22 protein-coding genes and 3 pseudogenes are annotated in these 22,496 nt (G+C 70.6%); 14 read left to right on the forward strand and 11 right to left on the reverse strand.

The genetic code is table 11. From position 1 onward, the window contains the following. The first annotated feature begins 104 nt into the window (after positions 1-104). Positions 105-866: a hypothetical protein gene (locus tag AB0P17_RS14695; RefSeq protein WP_365810909.1), complete on the forward strand. Its 762-nt coding sequence runs from the start codon at positions 105-107 to the stop codon at positions 864-866. A gap of 55 nt (positions 867-921) precedes the next feature. On the opposite strand, the pseudogene AB0P17_RS14700 reads toward AB0P17_RS14695, so the two are convergent. Then, positions 922-1,158 (reverse strand): annotated as a pseudogene (locus AB0P17_RS14700) (transposase family protein); the annotation flags it as partial. A 21-nt stretch (positions 1,159-1,179) separates the two neighbouring features. Here AB0P17_RS14700 and AB0P17_RS14705 point away from each other — a divergent pair. Then, a complete protein-coding gene (locus tag AB0P17_RS14705) occupies positions 1,180-1,503 on the forward strand; it encodes a hypothetical protein (protein ID WP_365810911.1) in 324 nt (107 codons plus the stop codon). Between the two features lie 183 nt (positions 1,504-1,686). Here AB0P17_RS14705 and AB0P17_RS14710 read toward each other — a convergent pair whose 3' ends face one another. The 3 genes from AB0P17_RS14710 to AB0P17_RS14720 form a co-directional block, all read right to left on the reverse strand. Next, complete coding sequence (locus AB0P17_RS14710; RefSeq protein WP_365810912.1) at positions 1,687-2,922, reverse strand: MFS transporter; 1,236 nt, start codon at positions 2,920-2,922, stop codon at positions 1,687-1,689. Positions 2,923-3,110: 188 nt separating this feature from the next. Further along, on the reverse strand, positions 3,111-3,584 hold the full coding sequence (locus AB0P17_RS14715; protein ID WP_365810914.1) for a nuclear transport factor 2 family protein: 474 nt from the start codon (positions 3,582-3,584) through the stop codon (positions 3,111-3,113). 139 nt (positions 3,585-3,723) lie between these two features. Continuing rightward, the gene (locus tag AB0P17_RS14720; RefSeq protein WP_365810916.1) at positions 3,724-4,665 is read right to left on the reverse strand and encodes an EamA family transporter; all 942 of its coding nucleotides are present in this window, start codon (positions 4,663-4,665) and stop codon (positions 3,724-3,726) included. A 68-nt stretch (positions 4,666-4,733) separates the two neighbouring features. Between AB0P17_RS14720 and AB0P17_RS14725 the strand changes: the two genes are divergently transcribed. Together AB0P17_RS14725 and AB0P17_RS14730 are read left to right on the forward strand one after the other, a co-directional pair. Beyond that, positions 4,734-5,624, forward strand: coding sequence for a LysR family transcriptional regulator (locus tag AB0P17_RS14725; RefSeq protein ID WP_365810918.1), 891 nt, complete (start codon positions 4,734-4,736; stop codon positions 5,622-5,624). A gap of 116 nt (positions 5,625-5,740) precedes the next feature. Further along, on the forward strand, positions 5,741-6,121 hold the full coding sequence (locus AB0P17_RS14730; protein ID WP_365810920.1) for a VOC family protein: 381 nt from the start codon (positions 5,741-5,743) through the stop codon (positions 6,119-6,121). 71 nt (positions 6,122-6,192) lie between these two features. On the opposite strand, the pseudogene AB0P17_RS14735 reads toward AB0P17_RS14730, so the two are convergent. Next, positions 6,193-6,392, reverse strand: a pseudogene (locus AB0P17_RS14735) (hypothetical protein); the annotation flags it as partial. A 100-nt stretch (positions 6,393-6,492) separates the two neighbouring features. On the opposite strand from AB0P17_RS14735, the gene AB0P17_RS14740 reads away from it, so the two are divergent. The 3 genes from AB0P17_RS14740 (at position 6,493) to AB0P17_RS14750 (ending at position 8,218) form a co-directional block, all read left to right on the forward strand. Beyond that, complete coding sequence (locus AB0P17_RS14740) at positions 6,493-6,951, forward strand: SRPBCC family protein (protein ID WP_365810922.1); 459 nt, start codon at positions 6,493-6,495, stop codon at positions 6,949-6,951. A gap of 122 nt (positions 6,952-7,073) precedes the next feature. Then, positions 7,074-7,244 (forward strand): hydrophobic protein, encoded by a 171-nt coding sequence (locus AB0P17_RS14745; RefSeq protein WP_365810924.1) that lies wholly within the window; start codon positions 7,074-7,076, stop codon positions 7,242-7,244. 341 nt (positions 7,245-7,585) lie between these two features. Beyond that, complete coding sequence (locus AB0P17_RS14750; RefSeq protein WP_365810926.1) at positions 7,586-8,218, forward strand: helix-turn-helix domain-containing protein; 633 nt, start codon at positions 7,586-7,588, stop codon at positions 8,216-8,218. 104 nt (positions 8,219-8,322) lie between these two features. Here the strand turns inward: AB0P17_RS14750 and AB0P17_RS14755 are convergent, their stop codons facing one another. Continuing rightward, positions 8,323-9,819, reverse strand: coding sequence for a hypothetical protein (locus tag AB0P17_RS14755; RefSeq protein ID WP_365810928.1), 1,497 nt, complete (start codon positions 9,817-9,819; stop codon positions 8,323-8,325). A 177-nt stretch (positions 9,820-9,996) separates the two neighbouring features. Between AB0P17_RS14755 and AB0P17_RS14760 the strand changes: the two genes are divergently transcribed. Then, positions 9,997-10,656 (forward strand): DUF305 domain-containing protein, encoded by a 660-nt coding sequence (locus AB0P17_RS14760; protein ID WP_365810929.1) that lies wholly within the window; start codon positions 9,997-9,999, stop codon positions 10,654-10,656. A gap of 32 nt (positions 10,657-10,688) precedes the next feature. Here AB0P17_RS14760 and AB0P17_RS14765 read toward each other — a convergent pair whose 3' ends face one another. The 3 genes and pseudogenes from AB0P17_RS14765 to AB0P17_RS14775 form a co-directional block, all read right to left on the reverse strand. Beyond that, positions 10,689-11,348, reverse strand: a complete 660-nt coding sequence (locus AB0P17_RS14765; RefSeq protein ID WP_365811026.1) for a DUF6214 family protein — start codon at positions 11,346-11,348, stop codon at positions 10,689-10,691. Between the two features lie 75 nt (positions 11,349-11,423). Beyond that, positions 11,424-11,741, reverse strand: a pseudogene (locus tag AB0P17_RS14770) (DUF6214 family protein); the annotation flags it as partial. 129 nt (positions 11,742-11,870) lie between these two features. Next, positions 11,871-12,227, reverse strand: a complete 357-nt coding sequence (locus AB0P17_RS14775; protein ID WP_365810931.1) for a helix-turn-helix domain-containing protein — start codon at positions 12,225-12,227, stop codon at positions 11,871-11,873. A gap of 155 nt (positions 12,228-12,382) precedes the next feature. On the opposite strand from AB0P17_RS14775, the gene AB0P17_RS14780 reads away from it, so the two are divergent. From AB0P17_RS14780 to AB0P17_RS14795, 4 genes are all read left to right on the forward strand, one after another. Continuing rightward, on the forward strand, positions 12,383-13,462 hold the full coding sequence (locus AB0P17_RS14780) for an NADH:flavin oxidoreductase/NADH oxidase (RefSeq protein ID WP_365810933.1): 1,080 nt from the start codon (positions 12,383-12,385) through the stop codon (positions 13,460-13,462). A gap of 176 nt (positions 13,463-13,638) precedes the next feature. Next, a complete protein-coding gene (locus AB0P17_RS14785; RefSeq protein ID WP_365810934.1) occupies positions 13,639-14,163 on the forward strand; it encodes an N-acetyltransferase family protein in 525 nt (174 codons plus the stop codon). A 304-nt stretch (positions 14,164-14,467) separates the two neighbouring features. Beyond that, positions 14,468-16,123: a glycoside hydrolase 43 family protein gene (locus AB0P17_RS14790; protein ID WP_365810936.1), complete on the forward strand. Its 1,656-nt coding sequence runs from the start codon at positions 14,468-14,470 to the stop codon at positions 16,121-16,123. 73 nt (positions 16,124-16,196) lie between these two features. After that, on the forward strand, positions 16,197-18,362 hold the full coding sequence (locus tag AB0P17_RS14795; RefSeq protein ID WP_365810938.1) for a non-reducing end alpha-L-arabinofuranosidase family hydrolase: 2,166 nt from the start codon (positions 16,197-16,199) through the stop codon (positions 18,360-18,362). A gap of 67 nt (positions 18,363-18,429) precedes the next feature. Here the strand turns inward: AB0P17_RS14795 and AB0P17_RS14800 are convergent, their stop codons facing one another. Next, positions 18,430-19,107, reverse strand: coding sequence for a uracil-DNA glycosylase (locus AB0P17_RS14800; RefSeq protein WP_365810940.1), 678 nt, complete (start codon positions 19,105-19,107; stop codon positions 18,430-18,432). Between the two features lie 166 nt (positions 19,108-19,273). Here AB0P17_RS14800 and AB0P17_RS14805 point away from each other — a divergent pair, with 166 nt between their 5' ends. After that, positions 19,274-20,254 (forward strand): BadF/BadG/BcrA/BcrD ATPase family protein, encoded by a 981-nt coding sequence (locus AB0P17_RS14805; protein WP_365810942.1) that lies wholly within the window; start codon positions 19,274-19,276, stop codon positions 20,252-20,254. A 95-nt stretch (positions 20,255-20,349) separates the two neighbouring features. After that, complete coding sequence (locus tag AB0P17_RS14810) at positions 20,350-21,270, forward strand: hypothetical protein (protein ID WP_365810943.1); 921 nt, start codon at positions 20,350-20,352, stop codon at positions 21,268-21,270. Positions 21,271-21,374: 104 nt separating this feature from the next. On the opposite strand, the gene AB0P17_RS14815 is transcribed toward AB0P17_RS14810, so the two are convergent. Next, positions 21,375-22,457 carry a lactonase family protein gene (locus tag AB0P17_RS14815; RefSeq protein WP_365810945.1) on the reverse strand — a complete coding sequence of 361 codons (1,083 nt, stop codon included), beginning with the start codon at positions 22,455-22,457 and terminating at the stop codon, positions 21,375-21,377. Positions 22,458-22,496 lie beyond the last annotated feature (39 nt).

Consider the following 22,496-nt stretch of genomic DNA (forward strand, 5'->3'; position numbering starts at 1 on the left):
CGAAGGCGGCTCGTCATCGGCACGGGAGCCGCTCTGGCCACGGTCGCCACGACGCTCGCCCTCTGTTCCGGGCCCGAGCCCGGTGATCACGCACCGACTGCGGTGTGCTCCGACACCGACAACACCAGCCTGACCGCCGACGTGGACGCGGACGGCGGCTGGACGAGATACACGACCCCGACCGCTCGGGAAGGGGTTCCGTCCTCTTCGGCCGGGCCGATGACCGTATCGAGGTCGATGTCGGCGAGGCTCTCGGCGTATGGCAGAAGGCCCGTGGCCTGCTGACGTCGGACCTGGAGACCAGGGGCACGTTCGGCGACTTCGACGGCGACGGCTATCTCGATCTGGCGTTGTTCCGCAGTCAGGAGGACATCGGGGACAGCCCCCGCTCCAACCTGCTCGTGCATGAGGTGCGCTACGGACCGCTCGCCCGGGACCTGAGTGGCAGCCGGAGCGGCACCATCCGCGTTCACGTCTCGTTCTTCGTCGCCGCGGTGCGTGCGACCGACGAGGACCAGGACGGGCGCGCCGAGCTGCACGTGTTCCAGTCTGCCGGAGACGGAGGCTACGTGGAGTACATCGGCCGTCAGAAGGACGGCGGTGTGACCCTGAGCAAAGCCGACACCGGCTACTCGACCATGGTGACTGGGATGAGCTCCAGCCGGGGTGGAGCGACTTCGGTACCTGCGTGTACACCAGCCCCGAAAACACGCCGTCGGTTCGGAGAGAGCCTTCGGATGTCACGCCCGCATCAGGAGCGAGGCGAGGATGACGGGTACGGCGAAGAGCCCCTTCTTGAGGCGAAGCCGTTGGTGGCGGCAGACGAGTCGGGCTGTACGCCGGGTTCTGCCCCGCTCAGGGAGTGATCGCACTCTGGCCTGCACGTTTATGGGCATCCGGCGGCTGTTGCAACCCCAGGGACAGCGGTACGTACTCCGGTCCGTGCTCGCGCAGGACCTTGAGTGGACCGGGCGCCCGGGTGGCCAGGAGGTCGATCACCGCAGCGGTGTTGGCGTGGGCAGTGCCGACCGAGATGCCGAAGCCGGCGGAGATCTGGACCAGGGTGTCGTGCCGGCACAGGTACACCGGACCGACGAGCGCGCGTTGATGCGGCGGGAGCTTGCAACGGCGGTCACCCTCGCGGGTGACGATGAGCATGGTGACCCACTCGACCAGCGCATGGGGCAGGTCGAGTGCGGCAGGCTAGGAGACCAACGAGGCACCTGCGACGCGAAACTGGGGTTGATCCTCTGCACGAAGTACAGCACCGGCCGAAGCATCGTCGGGACGCTGTTCCGGACACCACTTCCTCGGCTCTTTTTCAAATCCCCGGAAAGGGCGGCGAATCAACTGACATGGTTCGCGACCTCCAGGCCCGAGGTCGACTGGGAACCCGGCAGCTACTACGAGAAGAACAGAATTCGCCTGGTGAAGAAAGCTCCCGAGGCGGCGGAGTTGTGGGAGCGCAGCCGCACGCTCCTCGGCCTTGACCGTGGCCTGTAGCCGGGCATGGCGGGTGCGGGATTCGTCCCCATGGTCACCGACCGAAGGCTGAACGAGGCTCGGAGCGGGCGCGGTCACCGTGGCTGTTGCCGTCGCGGTGGCCGTCACCGGCTGCGCCGTGGGCGGGTCGATCACAGTCGGCAGGCCGCGACCGCCAAGTACCGCTGAAGCGCCAGGAGTTGTCTAACGCTCCACGCTCTTCAGGCCCCGCACGGCCGGGATCGCCAGCAGCAGTACGCAGGCGACGAGCGCCATGGACGCGGAGACGGACAGCAGCGGCACGGCCCCCGCGACGGCCGCGAGCGGCCCGGCCACCGCCTGCCCGACCGGCTTCATCACCAGCGAGCCGGCCGCGTCGTACGCATGCACCCTGCCGAGGACATTCTGCGGGATGTGGGTCTGCACGCTCGTGTGGAACATGACGATCCAGAACGCCATACCCACACCGCTCACCCCGTAACACACGGCGATGAGCGGCGCGGGAAGGGCGAGAGCGACACCCAACGGCATGAACGCCCAGAGGACCATGGAGAGGGCGCCGGCCCGGAGCGGATACCGCGGGCGAAGCCTGATCGCGACGAGCCCGCCCAGCACACTTCCCGCTCCGAGGGACGACATGACCAGACCGAACACCGATGCTCCGTAGTCGGTGACGAGCGTGCTGTTCCCGAGGGTCATGGCGGGGCCGGCCCCGGCGAGCTGCCAGAGCATGAAGACGACGATGACGCTCCACAGCCAGGTCCTGGCGCGGAATTCCTGCCAGCCCTCGACGAGATCGGCCCGGAACGACGATTCGCCGTCCCGCTCGGCCGGGCCCATCGGGACCGAGCGAAGCAGCAGGAGGCAGGCGCCGCTGGCCGCATAGGTCAAAGCGTCGAGAGCGACCACCGCCGCGGGAGAGGAGACCGCCAGCAGCAGGCCGGCCAGAGACGGTCCGATGACGACGGCGACGGACTCCGAGATACGGAGGGTGGCGTTGGCCTTCTGTACGTCCTGGGCGATGAGCGGGGTGATGCTGGCGACTCCCGGCTGGAAGACTGCGCCGCCCGCCCCGATCAGGGCCAGCAGCACCAGGATCTGCCCCAACTGCGGCGTACCGAGCAGGAACAGCAGCGCGAGCACTCCCTGAGAGCACAGCCTGGCTGTGTCCGAGACGACCATCAGACGCCGAGCGCCGAAGCGGTCCGACATGACCCCGCCAAAGATGATCAACGCCGCGAACGGCGCCACGAGCGCGGCGAGCGCATAGCCCACGCCACTCGCCCCGTACCCTGCCTGGATCACGGCGGCCGTGATCGCGACGGGGAGCATCGTGTCGCCCAGCAAGGAAGTGGTGCGGGCGGTGAAGAACAGCCGGAAATCCGCCGTCCACAGTGGCGGGTCGGACGAGGTCTCCTTGGCTTGCAGGTCACGGGTCATGTCCGAGCCGGCCACCGCTCACCGTCCCACCTATGCTGTTGATTCCGACCAAGGCGACGATCTCACGCCGCGCCCCACCGCGGTCTACGCAATTTCCGGTCGGCAGGTTCAGCGCGTGCGCGCGCTTGAGGACACCACCGGCTCGTCGAGTTCCAGCTCCCCCTGGATGTCCGTCAGGCACGGCTCCCTCAGCTTCCGAAAGCCGCACCGAGGCCGGCGTCGGACGGCGCCTCCGGTGGCGTGAGTGCCTCGATCGCCACCAGCGGGTTCCAGTAGTCCAGGTAGTGGGTGATGAGCGCGTTGTCATCGGTCCGGACGACGGAGATGCACCTCTGCTCGTACGGCTTGCCCGTCGGCAACGCAGTGCCCGTGGAGCGGAATTCGGCGATCACGAGACTCGGATCGACGGTCTCGTGGAACACCAGGTCGACGAAGTCCACGTCGAAGGTCTCGGGAAAGTTGCTCATGTGCGCGACCAACGCGTCCCGCCCCGTCACCCGTCGGGACACACCGGCCGGCGCGAACGGGAACTCAAGCACCGCGTCCGGGGCGAAGAGCGCCACCCATTCGTCGATGCGTCCCGCCGCGGTGAGGCGCAGGTGCTCGGCCACGGCGTGCTGGGCGGCGACGCGGCGGTTGTCGTCGTCTTCCACAGATGTCATATTCACCCTCACCTCTCGGTTAGTGATTGACCGATAACCCATAGGCGCAGCCCGTGCGGGGACTCCGTGACCCACGAACTGCGCGCCGCCCCGCCGAGACATGAGAAGGGCGTCCACCCAGTGCCGTAAACCGGTCACTTCAGAACGGGACCGCGGGGGCGGACGTCGACCGTCCCCGGCCGTTGCGGGAGGCCGCCGTGACGGCCACGGCGTTGGCGCCGACGATCACGGAGATGGCGGCCCACGCGGCCGCATCAAGGTGCTGGTGGAGCACGATGAAGCCGACCAGCGCGGCGAAGACCGGGTTGACACTCATGAACACCCCGAAGAAATGTGCCGGGACACGCCGTAGCGCGAGCAGGTCGGCAAGGAACGGCACCGCCGATGACAGCACTCCGGCCGCCAGCGCGCAGGCGAGGGCGGCCGGGGTGGGGGGATGCCGCCAGAGCATCAGGGCGCCGACGGGGACGTAGAGGGCGCCGGAGACGGCCGCGGCGGCGGCCGAGCCCTCCAGGCCGGGCAGGCGCCGGCCGACGGTGCGGTTGAGCACGATGTAGCAGCCCCAGCACGCCGCGGCCAGCAGTGCCAGGCCGATGCCCAGGTAGTCGGTGGACGGAGAGGGGCGGGTGAGCACCACGACGGCGGCCGCGGCCGCCAGCGCGCACAGGGCATCGATCCGGCGGCGGGAGCCGGCCAGTGCCACCGTCAGCGGGCCGAGAAACTCCAGCGTGACGGCCAGCCCGAGCCCGACGCGGTCGATGGCCGTGTACAGGGACAGGTTCATCACGGCGAACACCAGCGCCAGCCCCAGCACCGGCCGCCACTGCGCCGCGGTGAAGGACCGCAGGCGCGGTCTGCCGACCGCCCACAGCACTCCGGCGGCCACCCACTGGCGGATCGCGACCACCCCCGCCGGGCCGATCACCGGGAATGCCAGCGCCGCCACCGCCGCTCCGGCCTGGTTGGACAGCCCGCTGCCCAGCATCAACGCCACACCGGCCCGGCGGTTCCCGCCCCGGCCCGGTGTGCCGCCGTCGGCGGCGAGGGCCTGCCCGGCGTCCTGCGAGGTCTTCAGCACCATGTCCTCACCGTGCGACCTCCACACGGATGCGCAAAATGCATCCACAGCGCTATCGATACGCTGAGCGTATGGACGGACGCCGAAGGAACTCCACAGGACTGGAGCTGAGGCACCTGCGCTGCCTGGTCGCCATCGTCGACACCGGCAGCTTCACGGACGCGGCACTCGAACTGGGCATCTCCCAGGCCGCCGTCTCCCGGAACCTGCTCGCCCTGGAAAAGGTCCTCGGGACGCGGCTGCTGCACCGCACCAGCCGGACGGTCGCTCCCACCACGGCCGGCGTGCAGATCCTCGCCCGCGCACGCCCTCTGCTCGCCGGCGCCGACGAGCTCGTCGCCGAAGCCACAGCCGGCCACAGCCGCCTGCACATCGGTCACGCCTGGTCCGCCTTCGGCCGTCACACCACCGAATTCCAGCGCCGATGGCACCACGACCACCCCGAAACCGAACTCCGGCTCATTCGCCACAATTCTTCCACCGGCGGGCTGGTAGAAGGACTGTGCGACCTCGCCGTCATCCGCACCCCACTCGACCTCAGGCCCTGGTCACACGCACTCGTCGGCCACGAGCACCGCTATCTGGCCCTTGCCTCCGACGACCGGTGGGCCCGCCGACGCGGCATCCGCCTGGACGAGGTCGCCACGCGCACCCTCGCCCTCGACCGCCGCACCGGCACCACCGCCGTGAACCTGTGGCCCGAAGGCGAACGGCCCGCCGTCGAGTACGTCCACGACATCGACGACTGGCTCGCCGCCATCGCCTCCGGCCGCTGTATCGGCGTCACCCCCGAGGCCACCGCCGCGCAGTACCGCCGTGACGGCATCATCTACCGCCCTCTGCGCGACGCCGAACCGGTCCCTGTCCACCTCGTCTGGCGCCGGCAGGACCCCCACCCCGCCACCCACGCCGCCGTCGCCCTCGCCATCGACCTCTACCGCAAGAACGAGCGCCCCGGGTGAACTTCCCGCACATCACCATCACACCCAACGGCCGCCCCGCCTGACCGGACGCGGGAACGGCCGGATGGAGGACGACACCACGTGTGTGAACGATGACCTGGGGTAGCCGCGATTGCATGACCGTCACGAAGACCAGTGTTCTTGTCCTCGACTGTGCCGAACCCGCCGAACTGGCGGAGTTCTACTCGTCCTTCCTCGGCGCCGAGACCCGCGTGGGCGCGGATCCCGACCTGTTGGAGATCATCGGCCATGACGGGGTCCGCATCGCCGTCAGGCGGGACCACGGCTACGCGCCGGCGAGCTGGCCGCGGCCCGAGAGCTCCCAGCAGGCCCATCTGCGGATCATGGTGTCCCGGGAGGAGATCGACGAGGCGGAGCGCGAGCTGATCGCTCTCGGCGCCCGGCCACTGGACACCAAGGACAACGGCGGACCGCGGGACACCCGGCTCTACTCGGACCCGGCGGGGCACTCCTTCACTCTGGCCGTCCAGATCTGACGACATCCGAGCCGGTCCCTGATGGAGTGGGCCGACTGGACCTGATCCGACCCGGCCGGGACCGGGTCCGGGTCGCCGCCGCACGGACCGGCCTCGGCGATGCCCTCCGGACGGACGTGGCCGGTGGCTCCGGCGAACGCCGCGGGGTTCGGCAGCTCCGAGTTGACCGGCCACGGCCCCACGGACCGGACGGCGGCTCGTCCGGGAGGTCCCACAGCTTGGCGTTGTCCACCTCGAAATGGGCGCCCCGGTGGTCCACGGTGACGCCCGCCCGAGCCGCGTCCGAGGCGGATGGCGCGCGAAGCCGGTGTTTCGATCCCCGCGCAACGGCAAGTCGACCCAGGAATCCTTATATCGAAAGGAGACACCTGATGAGCACGATCACGGATTCGGTGGACGTACAGGTCCCGGTCCACACCGCGTACAACCAGTGGACGCAATTCGAGGAATTCCCGAATTTCATGGAGGGCGTGGAGCAGATCACACAGATCGACAGCCGCCACAACCACTGGATCACCAGTGTCGCAGGGGCCCGCCGGGAGTTCGACACGGAAATCGTCGATCAGCTCCCGGACGAGCGGGTCGCCTGGCGCACTGTGTCCGGGGATGTGAAGCAGGACGGCGTCGTCAGCTTCCAGCGGCTGGACGAGACCCGCACGCGGGTCCATCTCGCCATGATCGTCGAGCCCACGGGGATGGCGGACAAGGCCGCCGACATGGTCGGCATCATCGACCGCCGGGCCAAGGGTGACCTGCGGCGCTTCAAGCAGTTCATCGAGGAGCGCGGCGACGAGAGCGGCGCCTGGCGCGGCCGGATCCCCCCGTCCTGACCGCGCGGACAGCCGTACGGCCCGGAACGCGCCCCGGCCGGCGCGGCCGTTCCGTCACGCGCATCGGAAAGGCCGCGTGTCACCGGGAATTCGGGGCATCCGATTCTTCAGGAGGTACTGAAATGATTCCGCTGCTTCTGGTACTGCTTCTCGCCCTGATTCTTTTCGGGGCGGGGTTCGCTGTGAAGGTTCTCTGGTGGATCGCCCTGGCTGTACTGGTCCTGTGGCTGCTCGGATTTGTCGCGCGGAGCACCGGCCCCAGCGGGGGCAGGTCGCGCTGGTACCGGTGGTAGCCGTATCCGAAACCGCGCCCGGGCCATGACGACCGGTAAGGAAAGGGCGGCGGATGCTTTCCGCCGCCCTTTCCCGTGACAAGACGTCCGGCGCATCGCACACAGCAGGAGGTGGGCACGGGCCCGGTGGCCCCATCAGCATTGACTCAGCATGAGTGCAAGTCAGAAGTACTCAGAGGCGATCAGAGATGACGAGACCCGCGCATCCATGCTCACCGCAGGGCTTGGGCGATCCCCCGCGTCGCCCAAGCCCTGCGGCAGCCCCGTGCGTCGGCCCGGAAGGCCCTTGACGGGACGCCCCGAGTATACTGGCTTAGAGCCAGTCAACGCAGGAGTCAAGCATGTCCCCGCGGAGCGCGTCGGTCAATGAGGAGCTGCGCCGGCGCTCCCGGGAGCGGCTGTTGCAGGCCACGGTGGAGCTGGTGGCCGAGCGCGGTTACGAGGCGACGAAGCTGGCGGACATCGCGGACCGGGCCGGTTGCGCGCGCGGGCTCATCTCGTACTACTTCCCGGGCAAGCGCCAACTGTTCCAGTCCGCCGTGCACCGGCTGATGCACCGCACGCTCGCCGCCGCACTGGAGCGCGAACCGGCCACGGAGGACGGCCGGGAGCTGATGGCGCGGGCGATCGACGCGATCCTCGGTCTCACGGTGGAGAGTCCTGTCCTGATGCGCGCCCACATGGCCGGCATCCTGCAGGCGGAGGGGTTCGTACAGTGCTTTGAGCAGCAGCGGCTGGCGGGGCTGCTGCGCGAGACGGTGGAGCGGTACGGGTCGGCGGATCCGGACACCGACTATCCGATGCTGCGGGCCCTGCTGATGGGCGCGGTCTTCGCGGCACTGATGCCGGGGGCGCCGATGCCGCTCCCCCGGCTGCGGGCCGAGCTGTTCGACCGCTACGGCCTCGACTGGGGGTCGGGGTCCGCCGTATGGGCCCGGCCGGATCAGGGAGCGCCCGCCGCGCCCGGCGGCTGATGTCACCGCGGGCGGGCGAGCCCGGCCGGACCCGGACGACAGACCCCGGGTCGGGTTCCGCCGGGCGTGAGGCCGCCCGGCGGAACGTCTCAGGACATCGTCCCTCAGTGGTCGAAGTCGGCGAAGTAGTCGGGCTGCGTCTGGACGTTCAGCTCGTCCATCCGCACCCGCTTCGCGGGATCGGTCAGGCGGTCGTCGAGCTTCAGCACGTCGAAGCCCTTGACCATGTCGTTCGAGTAGATGTAGCCGTTGTAGTAGTACGACGACCAGGTGCCGCCGCCCACCAGCGTCTCGGCCGAGATCGGACCGCGCTCGAAGTACGCGATCTCCTTCGGCTGCGAGGAGTTGGTGAAGTCCCAGACGGAGACGCCGCCCTGGTACCAGGACTGGACCATGATGTCGCGGCCCTTGACCGGGATCAGCGAGCCGTTGTGGGCGACGCAGTTCTCGGTGTCGGCCTGGAGCCGGGGGATCTTGAAGTAGCTGCGGAAGACCAGCTTGCGCTGGTCGCCCTTGCCGACGATGTCGTAGATGCCGTCGGCACCCCGGTTCGGACCGATCGCCTCGTTGCAGGTGGCGGCGCCACCGCCGCCCAGCTCATCGGTGAAGATGACCTTGTTCGCCTTCTGGTTGAACGTGGCCGAGTGCCAGAACGCGAAGTTCACGTTGTCCTGGACCTGGTCGATCACCCTGGGGCGTTCCGGGTTCTTGATGTCCATCAGGATGCCGTCGCCCATGCAGGCACCGGCGGCCAGGTCCTTCGAGGGCAGCACGGTGATGTCATGGCAGCCGGTGGTCGACGAGACGCCCGGGTTGGTGGGCGCTCCGGGGTTGCCGCCCTCCGGGAACAACACCTCGAACTTGAGGAGTTCGGCCTTCTGGGGTGCCTTGCGCGGCACCTTGATGATGGAGATGCCGTCGTGCGGCGGCTGGCAGTCCGGGAAGGACGTGCTCGGCGAGTACGACGAGACGTAGACGTAGACGTCCTTCTTCTTCGGCACCAGCGTGTGGGTGTGCGAGCCGCACGCCGTCTCGACCGCGGCGACGTACTTGGGGTTCCGCTTGTCGCTGATGTCGAAGATCTTCATGCCCTCCCAGGACTCCTTGACCGTCGCCGACTGCGCGACGCTGTTGCAGGAGTTGTCGCTGCGGGAGGAGTCGGTCGAGAGGAAGAGCAGGTTGCCGGAGACCGAGATGTCGTTCTGCGATCCGGGGCAGAGCACCTGCGCGACGGTCTTGGGGGACTTCGGGTTGCTGATGTCGAAGATCCGGAAACCGTCGTAGTTCCCCGCGAAGGCGTACTTGCCCTGGAAGGCGAGATCCGAGTTGGTCCCCGTGATCAAGTCCTTCGGGACATTGGCCACATGCGTGATGTTGGAGCTGTGGACGACTTCGTCCACGCCGGGTATGTCCCCTTGCGCGATGGCCTCCTTCACCTCGGCGGCCTGGCTCTTGGAAACCTTCTCCTTGGCCGGGGCGTCACCGGGGTCGGGTGTGGCGAGCGCCGGCCCTGCGGTCAGCAGCGTCGCGAAGAGCCCGGCCGCGGCTGCTGCCACGCCCAGACGTCTGCGCCGCACGCGAGTGGTGTGCAACGAGGTCACTGCGTCCTCCCTTGTCTCCGTCCAGAGTGGAACGGGTCTCGGACCTCGGCAGTATCGTCCTTCTCATGTACATCTCAACAGATGGCAACAGAGACGTAATGAAAGTTTTTGATCACTCGCACGCGGAAGCGTGTTAGGAACATGTTCAGTCCCGCCCCTGCGCTGTAGGAGGTCACTGTGTTGATCCGCCACCGGAATCCGCGTACCCGTCGGTCCGCCGTCGCGGCGGCGGTGGCCGTCGCCGTACTCGCCCTGGGAGCCTGCGACTCGGGGGACGACAAGGCCGCGGAGACGAAGGCGGCGCAGGGTCCTGGCGTGGTGGCGCCCGGGAAACCGGGGGAACCGGCCAGGACGCTCTCCCCCGAGGAGGCGAAGAAGGCCGTGCCCGACGACACCCCCAACGCGGCCGACTTCACCTACGCGCAGATGATGATCGTCCACCACAGCCAGGCGCTGGACATGACCGCGCTCGTCCCGGAACGGGCCTCCTCGACGCAGGTGAAGCGGCTCGCGTCACGGATCTCCGCCGCGCAGGAGCCGGAGATCGGCGCCATGGAGGCGTGGCTGAAGAACAACGGCGGGGCCAAGGAGCAGAACAGCCATGACCACGCGATGATGCCCGGCATGGCCACCGAGGCCCAGCTCACGCAGTTGCGTGCGGCGAAGGGCGCGGCGTTCGACGAGCTGTTCCTGAAGCTGATGATCACTCACCATCAGGGCGCGGTCACGATGGCGACCGAGGCGGTCTCCGAAGGGAACAACATCCTGATCGGGGAGATGGCCAACGAGGTCATCGCCCAGCAGACCGTCGAGATGAACCGGATGCGCTCGATGTGAGCCCGGGCGGCGCCCGCTGACGCCGCGTGAGCTCAGCGGCGGTGGTGACGGGGGCTCAGATGACCGTCGTCACGCGCCCCCGCGATCAGCCGGAGCGCCTTGCGGCGGCTGAACCCGGTGGCGGACATGACGGCGAGCACGGGGTCCTGGCCGGCGCTCTGCGCGGCGCGATAGATCTCGGCGACGCCGCGCCGGGCCGCGCCGCCGCGCTGGGCGGACGTACGGGCCCGGTGGCGGCCGGATTCCACGGGCCCCCGCTCGCCCCCGGAAGAGTCTCCGGGGGTGGCCGGCGCCTCGGAGGGGGCCGACGTCCCGGGGACGGTGGCTTGGGGCTCGGCGGTGGCTTGGGGCTCGGCGGTGGCCGGCGTCCCGGTCGGAGCCGGGGTCTCGGCGGTGGTGAGGCGCTCGGAGAGGGCTGGGGTCCCGGAGATCGTCGGCGCCCCGGAGACGGCCGGCGCCTCGGCACCGGTGGGGGGCTCGGAGATCGTCGGCCTCTCCGGGGGCGCCGCCTCCGGGGCTGCCGGTGTGCCGGGCGTGGGCACGGGGTCCGTCCCGGCCTCCGGTCCGGGCCGGGTGTGCCCGGGCCAGGGATCCGTGCCGGGAACGGGGCCGGCGCACCGCTCTGCGGGCGGCGTCGGCCTCTCCGGCGGACCCGCCGTACCCGCGGTACCGGACGCACCCGACGCGCCCATGGCGTCCGCCGCCTCCACCGGGTCGCTCCGGCCCTCGGGGGGCGGCACGGGGCCCGGCTGGGGTACGGGCGGTCTGTGCGGCCCTGCGACCACCTGGCAGGCGCTCTGGAGGGGCGCCTCGATCGCCTCGGCCAGCGCCGCGAACCCTTCGAGCGCCAGCGGCGGATCCGCCTGCGCGTCCTCGATGGCGATCCGGCCCTCCCGTACCACCGCGAGCACGTCGATCCGGGCGCCGTCCTGGAACGTCAGCCGGACATCGACCCACGGCGGCAGGAGCTCGCATCGCCCGGCGCCGTCCCGGGGGTCTCCGGCGACGGTCACCGTGCCGTGCCCCTGCACCTCCCACATGGGCCACTCGCACGCGTCGCGGTCATGGGGTTCCGGGGCGGACATCAGCCTGTATTCCGACACATTCGCAACTTAATCAGGCAATCCGCCCCTATGGTTTTGGCGCGCACGCGTCGGCCCGTACGGCACCCTGTCGGCTCACAGCACCGGCCCGCCGCCGCGCATCATGCCTGATCAGAGAGGTGGCGCAGCCAGCCTGGCCTCTTGCGCGGCGGCGGCGTCGAGGACGCTGTCGAGCACCCCGGGGAAGAGCGTGTCCAGGTCCTCCCTGCGGAGGCCGCTCATCTTGGCGGTCCCCCGGTAGACCTGCCGGATCACCCCGTTCTCCCGCAACACCCTGAAGTGGTGGGTGGTGGTCGATTTGGTGACGGGCAGGTCGAAGTACGAACAGGACAGCTCCCCACCGTCGGCGTCCAGCTCCCGGACGATCCGGAGCCGCAGGGGGTCGGCGAGCGCGTGCAGCACACCCTCCAGGCGGATCTCCGTACAGGAGGGGTGGGCGAGCTCACGGGTGCTGGTCGTGGCGGTCACGGCGGCTCCACTCGATCGAGGCGTGCCTCCATTGTACGAGGATCTTCGTAGTTTGACATTTCCCGTACTACGGTGGGTACCGTACGAAGCATGGGCCGGCCCTCCCCTCCGGTACCGGCCCCCGTCCCTCAGACACGTCGTGAATGGAGCCTGCCGTGAGCTCACTGTTCGAGCCCTACACCCTGCGGTCCCTGACCATCCCGAACCGGATCTGGATGGCACCCATGTGCCAGTACAGCGCGGAGGAGACGGGCCCGGACGCCGGCGTGCCGGGCGACTGGCACTTCGCCCATCTCGCGGCACGCGCCATCGGCGGTACGGGCCTGATCATCACCGAGGCCACGGCGGTCAGCCCGGAGGGCCGGATCAGCCCCGCCGACCTCGGCATCTGGAACGACACCCAGGTGGCCGGGTTCCGCCGGATCACGCGCTTCCTCGCCGAGCAGGGCACCGTCAGCGGTATCCAGCTCGCACACGCCGGACGCAAGGCTTCCACGGACCGGCCGTGGAAGGGCGGCGGCCCGGTCGGTCCCGAGGCGAACGGGTGGGAGCCGCTGGCGCCGAGCCCGGTGCCCTTCGCGGACGGCCATCTCCTCCCCGCCGAGCTGACGGTGGAGCAGATCGACGAGATCGTCGGCCAGTTCGCCGCGGCGGCCCGGCGCGCCCGGGAGGCAGGGTTCGAGGTCGTCGAGGTGCACGGGGCGCACGGCTATCTGATCGGCGAGTTCCTGTCGCCGCACAGCAACCGGCGTACGGACGCCTACGGCGGCTCCTTCGAGAACCGCGCGCGCTTCGCCCTCCAGGTCGTGGACGCCGTCCGCGCCGAGTGGCCCGACGAGCTGCCGGTCCTCTTCCGGATCTCCGCCACGGACTGGCTCGACGAGGGCGGCTGGACCGTCGACGATACGGTGCGTCTCGCGGACGAGCTGCTGGCGCACGGCGTGGACCTGCTCGACGTGTCCAGTGGGGGCAACGCCTCCGGCGTGCGCATTCCGGTCACCCCCGGCTACCAGGTGCCGTTCGCGGCACGCGTCAGGGCGGAGACCCGGCTGCCCGTGGCGGCGGTCGGTCTGATCACCCGGCCCGAGCAGGCCGAGAAGATCCTCTCGAACGGCGAGGCCGATGCCGTCCTGCTCGGCCGGGAGCTGCTGCGCGACCCGTCCTGGGCCCGCCGCGCCGCCGGTGAGCTGGGCGGCACGGTGCACACCCCGCAGCAGTACCACCGGGCGGTCTGAGCGGCGGGAGAGCCGGGCCGGCGGCCGCCGGGAGCCCGGGCCGGCGGCGCGGGGAGCCCGGGCCGGCGGCCGTCCGGCCGGGTTCCCCCGGGCCGCCCGCCCGGCCGGGCGACGTACGATGACGCGGTCGTGGCCCGGTCGTCCGGCCGGGCGGCCAGTGAACAGGGGAACGAGCCATGGGAACGCCGGCTCAGCAGACCGTCGTCCGTCCCGCCGCGCCCGCGGATCTCCACGCCGTGGCCGGGATCTACGCCCACTACGTCCTGCACAGCGTGGCGACGTTCGAGGAGGTGCCGCCGACGGCCGACGACTGGCTGCGGCGCTTCCAGGACCTCACCACCCGGGACGACCCGTTCCTGGTCGCCGAGGTGGCCGGGGAAGTGGCCGGGTACGCGTACGCGGGACCGTGGCGCCCCCGGCCCGCCTACCGGAACACGGTGGAGGACACGATCTATCTCTCCCCCCGCCACACCGGCATGGGCCTGGGCAGCGCCCTGCTGGGGCCCCTCGTGGAACGGTGCGCGCGGGCGGGCCGACGGCGGATGGTCGCGGTCATCGCGGACACCGGCCAGGACGCGTCGGCCGCGCTGCACCGGCGGTTCGGCTTCAGCCACGCCGGGCGGCTGACGGAGGTCGGGTACAAGCACGGGCGGTGGGTCGACACCGTACTGATGGAGCGGGACCTCTCGCGGGAGCCCTGACCTCCCCCCGCGAACCGGCGGGCCGGGCCGCGCATTTCGAAATATTTCGCTGCCAATTCCGAATGGCGCAGAGGGTATTGACGCGCGCGCTGGGGCTTCTATCATCCAAGACGTCCGAAGCACCGGTCTGCGTTCGACACTTCGAACCCGCGATTCTCGAACCAGGACCGATCCGACACGGTCCGCGCACTTCACCGCAGCGCGCAGGCCAGGCAGTTCCGTATGCCGTTCTCCCAGCACCCGTCGGAAGTTCGGGCGACTCCGTCGAAACCTTTCGCACCGTACGCGAGGAGGAACGGTCGACATGTCATGGCTCGAACAAGCACACAGCCGACGCGGAGCACTGGTGACGGCCACCGGACTGATCGCCGGTGCCGCGCTGCCGGGTACGGCGACCGCACACGCGGCCGGTGCCGCCGTCGCACCGGCGGCACCGGTGGCATTGGCGGCACCGGCCGCCGGGCCGTACACGAATCCGGTGGTGTGGCAGGACTTCGCGGACATCGACATCATCCGGGTCGGTGACGTCTACTACTGCTCGGCCTCCACGATGCACTACTCGCCGGGAGCCCCCGTCCTGCGCTCGTACGACCTGGTCAACTGGGAGATCGCCGGTCACTCCGTGCCGGTCCTGGACTTCGGGAGCAAGTACGACCTCAACGGCGGCCGCGGTTACGTCCGGGGCATCTGGGCGTCGTCGCTCGCCTACCGCCCCGGCAACCGGACCTTCTACTGGCTCGGCCAGATCGACTTCGCCCGTACGTACCTCTACACGGCCACCGCCGTCGAGGGCCCGTGGAACAGGCTCACGACGATCGGAACCGCCTACTACGACGCGGGGCTGCTCGTCGACACCGACGACACCCTGTACGTGGCGTACGGCAACACGAACATCAGCGTGGCCCAGCTCTCCGCGGACGGGCGCACCCAGGTCCGTACCCAGCAGGTGTTCACCACACCCTCAAGCATCGGAACCCTGGAGGGGGCGCGCTTCTACAAGATCAACGGCAACTACTGCATCTTCCTGACGCGCCCCGCCAACGGCCAGTACATACTCCGGTCGACGAGCGGCCCCTTCGGCCCGTACACCCTGCGGCAGGTCCTCCTCGACCTCGGCGGGCCGATCCCCGGCGGCGGCGTCCCGCACCAGGGCGGGCTCGTGCAGACCCAGAACGGTGCCTGGTACTACATGGCCTTCGTGGACGCCTACCCCGGCGGCCGGATGCCGGCCCTGGCCCCGATCGTGTGGACCTCGGACGGCTGGCCCGTCGTGCAACTCGTGAACGGCGCCTGGGGAGCGTCGTATCCCTCTCCCGTCGTGCCGCCACCGCCCCGGCAGGTCACCCCGATGACCGGTGTCGACGCCTTCGACGGCACGGCCCTGAAACCCCGGTGGGAGTGGAACCACAACCCGGACAACGGGAAGTGGTCCGTCGGCAACGGCCTGACGCTGCGCACCGCGACCGTCACCGACGACCTGTACTGGGCCCGGAACACACTCACCCACCGCGTCCAGGGCCCCACGTCCACCGCGACGATCCAGCTCGACTGCGCCGGGATGCGGGACGGCGACCGGGCGGGGCTGGCACTGCTGCGCGACGCCTCCGCGTGGATCGGTGTGAAGCGGGACGGCGGCGTCTCACGGGTCGTCACGGTCGCCGGGCTGACCATGGACGGCAACTGGAACACCACCGGCACCGGGTACGAGACGGCGGGCGCCGCGTTCTCCGGCGGACGTCTCTGGCTGCGCGCCACCGCCGACATCCGGCCCGGGGCACCCCGCCCCGGCACCTTCTCCTACAGCACCGACGGCGCCAACTTCACGCGCCTGGGACCCGCTTTCACCATGGGCAACAGCTGGCAGTTCTTCATGGGGTACCGATTCGCCCTCTTCAACTACGCCACGCGGGCGCTCGGCGGCTCGGTCGGCGTGGCGCGGTTCGAACTCTCGACGCCCTGAGCCGCCCTCTCACTCACACCGCATTCGCATCCGCATCCGCACGCCTGTCCCAACCGACCGTACGAGGAGAACCGTGAATCCACTCATACGACGCGGCCGGCGCCGCGCCTCGGTGTTAGGCCTGCTGACCGCCTTCGCGCTGCTGGCGACCGGTGTCGCCGCCGCCGCGCCCGTCGACAGAACCGAAGCCGGAACCGAAGCCGGAACCGGGGCCGGGAAGGTGGCCGGGAAGGAGGCCGCATCCGTCCGGGCGAGCACCCTGGGCGCCCAGGCGGCCCAGTCCGGGCGGTACTTCGGAGCCGCCGTGGCGGCCGGCAAACTGGGCGACGGAACGTACGCGACGATCCTGGACCGCGAGTTCAATTCGGTCACGCCCGAGAACGAGATGAAGTGGGACACCGTCGAGCGGTCCCGCGGCTCGTTCAACTTCGCCCCCGCCGACCAGATCGTCAACCGCGCCTCGGCGCGCGGTCAACGCGTCCGGGGCCACACACTGGTCTGGCACTCCCAACTGCCCAGCTGGGTCAGCTCCCTCACGGACGCGAACACGCTGCGCGGTGTGATGAACAACCACATCACCACCGTGATGAACCACTACAAGGGCAAGGTCCAGGCCTGGGACGTGGTCAACGAGGCGTTCGCCGACGGCGGCAGCGGTCAGCACCGCCCCTCGGTGTTCCAGAACCTGCTCGGTGACGGCTTCGTCGAGCAGGCCTTCCGCACCGCGCGGGCCGCCGATCCGGCGGCCAAGCTCTGCTACAACGACTACAACATCGAGAACTGGAGCGACGCCAAGACCCAGGGCGTGTACCGCATGGTGCGCGACTTCAAGGCGCGCGGAGTGCCCATCGACTGCGTCGGCTTCCAGGCCCACTTCGGCACCGGCGGCCCGCCGGCCTCCTTCCAGACGACGCTGTCGAACTTCGCGGCGCTGGGCGTGGACGTACAGATCACCGAACTCGACATCGCCCAGGCACCGACGACCGCGTACGCGAACACCGCCCGGGCGTGTATGAACGTACCGCGGTGCAACGGGATCACCGTGTGGGGCATCCGCGACAGCGACTCCTGGCGCAGTGGGGAGAACCCGCTGCTGTTCGACCGCGGCGGCAACAAGAAGGCGGCCTACCAGGCGACACTGACCGCCCTCGGCGGCAGCGCGGTCACGACCGCGGGCACCACGAGCACGCGCGGGGCGGCACCGGCGGGCGCCCGGTCCGTCCCCTCGGCGGACGACCGCCCGGCCGCGCCGGCGGGGACCCGCTCGGCGTCCGCCCCGTCGGCCCTGCCCGGCAGCTTCTCCTGGAGCTCCAGCGGCGCGCTGATCGCCCCGAAGCCGGACTCGACCCATAACATCGCCGGGATCAAGGACCCGTCGGTCGTGTACTACAACGGCAAGTACCACGTGTTCGCCAGCACGGCGAGCGCCTCCGGCTACAACCTGGTGTACCTGAGCTTCAGCGACTGGTCCCAGGCCGGTTCGGCGACCCACCACTACCTGGACCGCAGCGCGATCGGCACCGGCTACCGGGCCGCGCCGCAGGTCTTCTACTACGCCCCGCAAGGGCTGTGGTACCTCGTCTACCAGACCGGCAACGCGTCCTTCTCCACCAACCCGGACATCAGCGACCCGGGCGGCTGGAGCGCGCCCCGCAACTTCTACTCCGCCATGCCGGACATCATCAGGCAGAACATCGGCAACGGCTACTGGGTCGACATGTGGGTGATCTGCGACAGCGCCAACTGCTACCTGTTCTCCTCCGACGACAACGGGCACCTCTACCGCTCGCAGACGACGGTGTCCCAGTTCCCGAACGGGTTCACCAACACCGTCATCGCGGCCCAGGACGCCAACAGGTACGCCCTGTTCGAAGCCGCCAACGTCTACAAGGTGCAGGGCGCCAATCAGTATCTGCTGGTCGTGGAGGCGATCGGCTCCGACGGCCGGCGCTACTTCCGGTCCTGGACCGCGAGCAGCCTGGCGGGCTCGTGGACGGCGCTGGCCGCCTCGGAGAGCAACCCCTTCGCCCGGGCGAACAACGTCGGCTTCCCGGCCGGGTCCTGGACCAGGGATGTCAGTCACGGCGAGATGATCCGCGCGGGCTACGACCAGACGCTGACGATCCCCGCCTGCAAGCTGCAGTACGTGTACCAGGGCATGAACCCCTCCGCGAGCGGCGACTACAACACACTGCCGTGGCGGCTCGGCCTGCTCACCCAGACCAACTCGGCCTGCTGACCGAGGGGCCGGCATCCGCCGGGACTTCCCGGCGGATGCCGGCCCGGGCGGCACTTTCGAAACAGCCCTAGGGCAACTGCCAGTCCACCGGCTGTGCCCCTTGGCGGACCAGCAGGTCGTTGGTGCGGCTGAACGGCCGTGAGCCGAAGAACCCGCGGTCCGCCGACATCGGGGAGGGGTGGGCGGACTCGATCGCCGGGTAGTCGCCGAGGATCGGGCGCAGGTTACGGGCGTCGCGCCCCCACAGAATGGAGACGAGCGGCTTGCCGCGGGCGACCAGCGCGCGGATGGCCTGCTCGGTCACCTCTTCCCAGCCCTTGCCGCGGTGCGCGGCGGGCTTGCGGGGCGCCGTGGTGAGGGCCCTGTTCAGCAGGAGTACGCCCTGCTTGGTCCACGGAGTCAGATCGCCGTTGGACGGCCGGGGCAGTCCGAGGTCGCCGTGCAGCTCCCGGAAGATGTTCTCCAGACTGCCGGGCAGACTGGCCACGTCGGGCGCGACCGCGAAGCTGTGCCCGATGGCCATACCGGGGGTCGGGTACGGATCCTGCCCCATGATCAGGACGCGCACCTCGTCGAAGGGCTGCTGGAATGCGCGCAGGATGTTGGCGCCGGCCGGCACGTAGGTACGGCCGGCCGCGATCTCCGCACGCAGGAAGTCCCCCATGGCGGCGACGCGCTCCGCCACGGGGCCCAGCGCGTCCGCCCATCCGGGCTCGACAAGTTCGTTCAACGGTAGAGCTGCCACAGGGCGTTACCCTACTCCTCATCTGTGACATCACATGTGGCGTCATCCTTGGCGTCAGTCGTTGTCGTCGCTGTTGTCGCCGTTGTCGCTGTCGCCTTCCAGAAGTCCGGTGTCCCTTGTCCTCAGTGCGTCCGGTGATCCGGCCCCTCCCGTCCGGTGGCCCCGAATGAGCTGGGTCCTGGGCGTCGACTCGGGCGGTTCGGGCGTACGGTGCGCGCTCGGCGCCGTGGAGCCGGGCGGGGCGGTCACGGTCGTCTCGTCCGCCGAGTCCGCCGAGCCGGTGCGTACGGGCCCTTCCGGCATCGACCCGGAGGAGTTCGCCGCCCGGCTGCTGCCCGCCGCACGGGCGCTGCTGGCGGAAGCGGGCGCGGAGGGCCTGTCGGCGGTCGCCGTCGGCGCCGCGGGGATGGCGACGCTCGGTGACGGGCTCCGCGCCGCGCTGCCCGGCGCGCTGGAGCGCTCCCTCGGGGTACGGCGGCTCGCACTCGCCGCCGACGCGGTCACCGCGTACGCGGGCGCGCTCGGCCAGCGGCCGGGCGCCATAGTCGCCGCGGGTACCGGCATGATCGCGCTGGGTATGACACCGGAGGGCTGGCGTCGCGCGGACGGCTGGGGCCATCTGCTGGGCGACTGCGGTTCGGGCGCCTGGATCGGCCGTGCCGGTCTGGAAGCCGCCCTCCGGTCGCACGACGGGCGACGGGGCGGGTCGGCCGCGCTCCTGTCCGCCATGGAGACATTTTTCGGTCCCGCCGGCGAGCTTCCCGGACTGCTCTACCCCCGCTCCGACCGGCCCGCCGTACTCGCCTCGTTCGCGCCGGAAGTGGCCCGCCGCGCGGGCGGTGACCCGGTCGCGCGCTCGATTCTCGCGCAGGCCGCGGAGCACATCGCGGACGCGGCCGCAGCCGTCTGCCCACCATCGGGTGAATGTGAAGTGGCCCTCACGGGGGGACTGTTCAAGCTAGGGGAGCCCCTCCTCGGGCCGGTGCGCGCCGAGCTGTCCGCCCGGCTCCCGCATGCCACGACGGTCGCCGCGGCCGCGGATCCGCTGGGTGGGGCGCTGTTCGTCGCCGCGGGGCTCGCCACCGGCTCGCTCCGGCTGCCCTCCGAGCCGCGCCTGCTGAACGTCTCGACAGAACGGGACAGATGAGCTGAAAAATACCTAACGGATATATAAGGACAGATGGCTCGCAGCCGCCCCCTCCCCGAACAGCCGCGCCCACAAAACCAGTAGCATTCGACGCCATGAGCACCCCCACTGGGCCCGCATCCGGCCTGCCCGTACGAATGCCGCGACCCCGCCAGTCGGGGCGCCACCGCCGTCCCGAACCGGTCGCGGCCCCCGAAGGTGCGCCCGCGCTGGTTCTCGCCGTTCCCGGCACCCCGTCCAGCGCCGTCCGCGGGCTGGCCGAAGAGGTCGTCAGCATCGCCCGTTCCGAGCTCCCCGGGCTCAACGCCTACATCGGGTACCTGGACGGCGACGACACCGAGTACCCCACCCTTCAGGCCGTACTGGCCGGGACCGCCGCGCTGCGCACGGAGCGCTACGAGCTGGCCAAGGCCGCCGGTCGTGAGGTGGCCGAGCCCGAGGGTCCCGTCGCCGTGGTCGTGCCGCTGCTGGCGGGCCCGGAGAGCACGCTGATCGAGCGGATCGGCGAGGCCGTGACGGAGAGCGGCGCCGCCGTGGAGCTGACCGATGTGCTCGGTCCGCACCCGCTGCTCGCCGAGGGCCTGCACGTACGCCTCTCGGAGGCCGGTCTGGCGCGCGCCGACCGCGCCAGGCTCTTCACGGTCGCCACGGCGGCCGACGGGATCATCCTGGCCACGGTGGGCGGCGAGGAGGCGGTCCGTACCGCCGGGATCACCGGGATGCTGCTGGCCGCGCGGCTGGCCGTGCCGGTGATGGCCGCCGCGCTCGACACGGAGGGCTCGATCGCGGCGATCGCCGAGCAGCTCCGCGAGTCGGGTTCGACGCAGCTCGCGCTCGCGCCGTACCTGGTCGGCCCCGAGCTGCCCGCGGGGCTGCTCGACGCGGCCGTCAAGGAGGCCGACTGCGCCGCGGCGGAGCCGCTCGGCGCCTACCCGGCCATCGGCAAGCTGGTGCTGTCGCATTACGCCACCACGCTGGGCATCACCCCGCAGCCGCAGGGAACACCCGCGCACTGACGCGCCCGCGTACGGACGAGGCTCCGCCCTCGCGCCCGTACGCATGGGAAAGGGCCCGCACCGGATCAGCCCGGCGCGGGCCCTTCCCGCGCCGGAGCGACCGCTCAGCCGAAGATCACGCAGGACGCGGCGGGGGCGGCCAGAGCACCGGCCAGGACCGGAACGCCGGTGACCGGGTCGATGTCGAACCAGGTCACGTCGCCGGAGCGTTCGTTGGCCGCGTACAGTCGGCGGCCCGTGGGGTCCAGCACGAGATCGCGCGGCCAGTGCCCGCCGCAGGGCACGGTGGTGACGAGTTCCGGCTTCTCGTACGTCGGGTCGAGGGCGAGGACGGCGATGCTGTCGTGGCCCCGGTTGGCCACCCAGAGGAACCGGCCGTCCGGCGCCACGACCACCTCGGAGGGATAGCTCCCGCCTTCCGCGCCCGCATCGCCACCGGGCAGGACGGCGCTCTCACCGACCGGTTCGAGCACGCCGTGCGCCTCATCCCAGCGGCAGACGGTGAGCACCGGTTCCAGCTCGCCCAGCACGTAGACATGGCCGCCCGCCGGGTGGAAGGCGAGATGGCGGGGCCCGGTGCCGGGGCGCAGCGCGGTGGAGCCGTGCGGTATCAGCTCACCGGCCGTGGTGTCCAGGGAGCAGATCCGTACGGTGTCGGTGCCCAGGTCGGGGCTGAGGATCCACCGCCCGCCGGGGGCGGCCACCACCTGGTGGGCGTGCGGGCCGCGCTGCCGGTCCGGGTGGGGTCCGGTCCCCTGGTTCTGGAGCACGCCGGTGACCGCCCGGGGGCGCCCGTCGGCGGCGACGGGCAGGACGGAGAGGCTGCCGGACCCGTAGTTGGCGGTGAGGAGACGCCCGGCCGCGAACGTGAGATGGGTCGGTCCCGAGCCGCACACGAGGACGGGGTCCCCGAGCGGGCTCGGCGCCGCGGACCCGGCGGCGGTGTCCTGGGGGCGGAAGGCGGCCACGGCGCCCTCGTCGGTCTCGGAGACGGCGTAGAGGACCGTGCCGTCCGGTGAGAGCGCGAGGTACGAGGGATCGGCCACGGCGTCCGTGACCCCGCGCGCGGTGAGCGCCCCGGTGCGCGCGTCCACGGCCGCGGCGATGATGCCGAGCCCTCCTGACGAGGTGAACGACCCGATGAAGGCCCGTCCGCCGTCGTGCCCACCGCTGTCGCCACGCACCATGTCTCCCTCTCGTCCCGTCCGGCGTCCGGCGTCCCGGCG

Origin of the sequence: Streptomyces sp. NPDC088124, from assembly GCF_040685895.1 — a bacterium.
GTDB lineage: Bacteria > Actinomycetota > Actinomycetes > Streptomycetales > Streptomycetaceae > Streptomyces.

Bases quoted from the DNA above. Each gene is read 5' to 3' on its own strand.
- AB0P17_RS14705 (WP_365810911.1), top strand. From the start codon at position 1,180: ATGGGGCAGGTCGAGTGCGGCAGGCTAGGAGACCAACGAGGCACCTGC.
- AB0P17_RS14710 (WP_365810912.1), bottom strand. From the start codon at position 2,922: ATGACCCGTGACCTGCAAGCCAAGGAGACCTCGTCCGACCCGCCACTG.
- AB0P17_RS14715 (WP_365810914.1), bottom strand. From the start codon at position 3,584: ATGACATCTGTGGAAGACGACGACAACCGCCGCGTCGCCGCCCAGCAC.
- AB0P17_RS14720 (WP_365810916.1), bottom strand. From the start codon at position 4,665: ATGGTGCTGAAGACCTCGCAGGACGCCGGGCAGGCCCTCGCCGCCGAC.
- AB0P17_RS14725 (WP_365810918.1), top strand. From the start codon at position 4,734: ATGGACGGACGCCGAAGGAACTCCACAGGACTGGAGCTGAGGCACCTG.
- AB0P17_RS14730 (WP_365810920.1), top strand. From the start codon at position 5,741: ATGACCGTCACGAAGACCAGTGTTCTTGTCCTCGACTGTGCCGAACCC.
- AB0P17_RS14740 (WP_365810922.1), top strand. From the start codon at position 6,493: ATGAGCACGATCACGGATTCGGTGGACGTACAGGTCCCGGTCCACACC.
- AB0P17_RS14745 (WP_365810924.1), top strand. From the start codon at position 7,074: ATGATTCCGCTGCTTCTGGTACTGCTTCTCGCCCTGATTCTTTTCGGG.
- AB0P17_RS14750 (WP_365810926.1), top strand. From the start codon at position 7,586: ATGTCCCCGCGGAGCGCGTCGGTCAATGAGGAGCTGCGCCGGCGCTCC.
- AB0P17_RS14765 (WP_365811026.1), bottom strand. From the start codon at position 11,348: ATGGGCGCGTCGGGTGCGTCCGGTACCGCGGGTACGGCGGGTCCGCCG.
- AB0P17_RS14785 (WP_365810934.1), top strand. From the start codon at position 13,639: ATGGGAACGCCGGCTCAGCAGACCGTCGTCCGTCCCGCCGCGCCCGCG.
- AB0P17_RS14790 (WP_365810936.1), top strand. From the start codon at position 14,468: ATGTCATGGCTCGAACAAGCACACAGCCGACGCGGAGCACTGGTGACG.
- AB0P17_RS14805 (WP_365810942.1), top strand. From the start codon at position 19,274: ATGAGCTGGGTCCTGGGCGTCGACTCGGGCGGTTCGGGCGTACGGTGC.
- AB0P17_RS14810 (WP_365810943.1), top strand. From the start codon at position 20,350: ATGAGCACCCCCACTGGGCCCGCATCCGGCCTGCCCGTACGAATGCCG.
- AB0P17_RS14815 (WP_365810945.1), bottom strand. From the start codon at position 22,457: ATGGTGCGTGGCGACAGCGGTGGGCACGACGGCGGACGGGCCTTCATC.